At 41.8% G+C, this 2468-nt stretch carries 2 protein-coding genes; both read right to left on the bottom strand.

Annotated features, from left to right (window positions below):
- Positions 1-640: 640 nt before the first annotated feature.
- Positions 641-1822 (bottom strand): hypothetical protein, encoded by a 1182-nt coding sequence (locus tag QUB51_RS30030; RefSeq protein ID WP_333264524.1) that lies wholly within the window; start codon positions 1820-1822, stop codon positions 641-643.
- Positions 1823-2048: 226 nt separating this feature from the next.
- The gene (locus QUB51_RS30025; RefSeq protein WP_333264526.1) at positions 2049-2444 is read right to left on the bottom strand and encodes a DUF1998 domain-containing protein; all 396 of its coding nucleotides are present in this window, start codon (positions 2442-2444) and stop codon (positions 2049-2051) included.
- Between the last annotated feature and the right edge of the window lie 24 nt (positions 2445-2468).

Genomic DNA, 2468 nt, shown 5'->3' with positions numbered 1-2468 from the left:
TTAGGGTGCATAGACATTGATAGATTAGTGGTTCTGACGTTTATGCACCCTAAATTATCGGCGTTTAGGGTGCATAGACATTGATAGATTAGTGGTTCTGACGTTTATGCACCCTAAATTATCGGTGTTTAGGGTGCATAGACATTGATAGATTAGTGGTTCTGACGTTTATGCACCCTAAATTATCGGCGTTTAGGGTGCATAGCGATTGATAGATTAATGGTTTTGGCATCCATGCACCCTAAATTACCGATGTTTAGGGTGCATAGACATTGATAGATTAGTGGTTCTGGCGTTTATGCACTCTAAAGCAAGCGAGTCATTTAGGGTGCATAGGCATTGATAGATTAATGGTTTTGGCGTTTATGCACCCTAAATTAACAGGCGTTTAGGGCGCATCTGCCTTGACAGATAGAGGTTCTGGTGTCTATGCACCCTAAATTGGTTGTGTAGTCGCGCTCACAACTGAGTGTCTGACAGCGTTATATTCGGCTTGTTGCTTTCCGAATTCCGAACTCATGCGTGATAGCTTACCAACGATATCGATAGCTTGGTTCGTAACAATGAGAATAACGTAGAGGTGATTTGAACTCAACTCTTCACCTACACCACAACAATTGTTCAATAGGTAGCTATTGGGCTAAAAATCATCCAAATTAAACAGCGTAAATTGATGAGGCGATGTTGTCGTATTTCTGGGTCGGCGTTTGCCCTTAACAACTTCTTGAACTACGGGATTAGAGTGAATTGATGTCTGATCATTCAAGTCAATAACTTCTGAGCTTTCTCCTGAACTTATTTCATGTTCGACTAGACAATCAGTATGATTTTTAGTCTGAGACTCGACTGGCTCAAACCACTCATTATACCAGTAAGCAGCGTTTATTGATTGAGGTCGATCGCTACTTAAAGTATTGCCAAGGAGCAAATCAGTTTGACCCAACCACCAAATCGGAACAGCCAGCCAAGGTGAAAACAGATAAAACTGAAACAAAGCGCATTTTAACAGAGTAGGGTCTATATCTTGACCGATACCGCTCAGACAGTAATTTGACTGTGTTAACATTAAAGCACCCGTACCGCACGCAGGTTCATTGAAGCTGGAAATTCGCTCTGTTTTATCACCACTGACTAACTTAGATATGAACTGACATAAAGCTAAGGGTGTCGGATAAAACCCTGAACTTTTTTGAGCAGTCTTTCCGCAGATTTGGGGTAGCAGTCTGCCCATATAATCTTCAGGATATAGCATGAGAATTGACAGGTCAAACATCTGATAAAGACGCATTGATGCACCTTCACAGCCGGCGGGTTCTTTGGGTAACATTTTATAAGCTGGATGTCCGAATGCGAACAAAACCCAGTCCAAGAAAAACTCCAAATAGTCCCAAGCTGACCAAGTTTTCCATTCTCCATGTTGAGGAATGCAATTGAGAGTGTTATCTAGCATGGCTTCTGCGGTAGGAGAATGCTGCCATTCGATTTGGGGAATCGGTTCTGCTGGCAAAGTTTCCTCAATTACAAATTTGGGTAAAATTTCTGGTTTTCTGTTCTCCAGAATGGCTAGCATTGGCTCCATCTTCCACCGCATCCAGGCATGAGCGGGGACAGCTTGACACAAAGCCCAATAATCCCACCTTCCCCATAAACATCGGTCTATTTGTGCGAGAATTGTTAAAAGCCAGCCATGCTTTAAATCTCGTTTGAGGTTAGGAATTAAAGCTTGCTTTTTCTTTGGTTTATAGGGTTGCTTTCTGAAATATAACAGCGTTGACTCTCTAGTTTTGGAGTCAATAACTGGTAATAAAAGCTGGTTTTTCATGAGTACAAGTCCGAAAAATGCACCCCTAAAAACCGCAGTAGCGGTTCGCACAATTCTATGTTGATGCAAGCAGCGTCTTGTTTAATAAAAACAGGAAAAAAAATTGGGAATACAGTGTAGCTTTTTTCAAACAAAAAAGCTACACTGTATTCCCCGCTCCCATTTTCCCTATTTCTCTCTCCCCATTCCCCTTTCTCAGCCGTCTATTCCACCAATTTTTTGATATTTAAGGAGTAGAAAATGCTTCGCACAGCAGCAGCCCCACCTGCTTGAGTAAAGCTTTGTTACCATCAGGGCATCCCGACTGAATCAAACATTTAGGACAGCCAGAACTGCAAGAACAACTGCGGGCTAACTCAGCAGCCGCATGAGCTAATTGAGGGAGAGAACGAAAAATAGCTTCCGAGGTTCCCGAACCTCCTTCTGCTAAATCGTAAAAGAGTCCTGCATAGTCATTTGCACCTCTCTTCTCTACCAGAAAATTCACATCATTAGGTGAAGCCAAAATAGTCAGAGGTAAAGCTGCTAAAATTTGATGGCCGAAACTGTGAATAGCCAACAAATTCGCGGGGTAAGCTGTTGTGCCTTTAAATAGGGTATCATAAAAAATGAGTTTAATCAATATATACAAAAATGCCAGCTAAAA

This window comes from Microcoleus sp. AT8-A3, assembly GCF_036705675.1.
In the GTDB taxonomy this organism is placed as follows: Bacteria; Cyanobacteriota; Cyanobacteriia; order Cyanobacteriales; family Microcoleaceae; genus Microcoleus.
The sequence above is the reverse complement of the archived record's forward strand: the minus strand, read 5'-3'. Positions and strand labels throughout refer to the sequence as shown.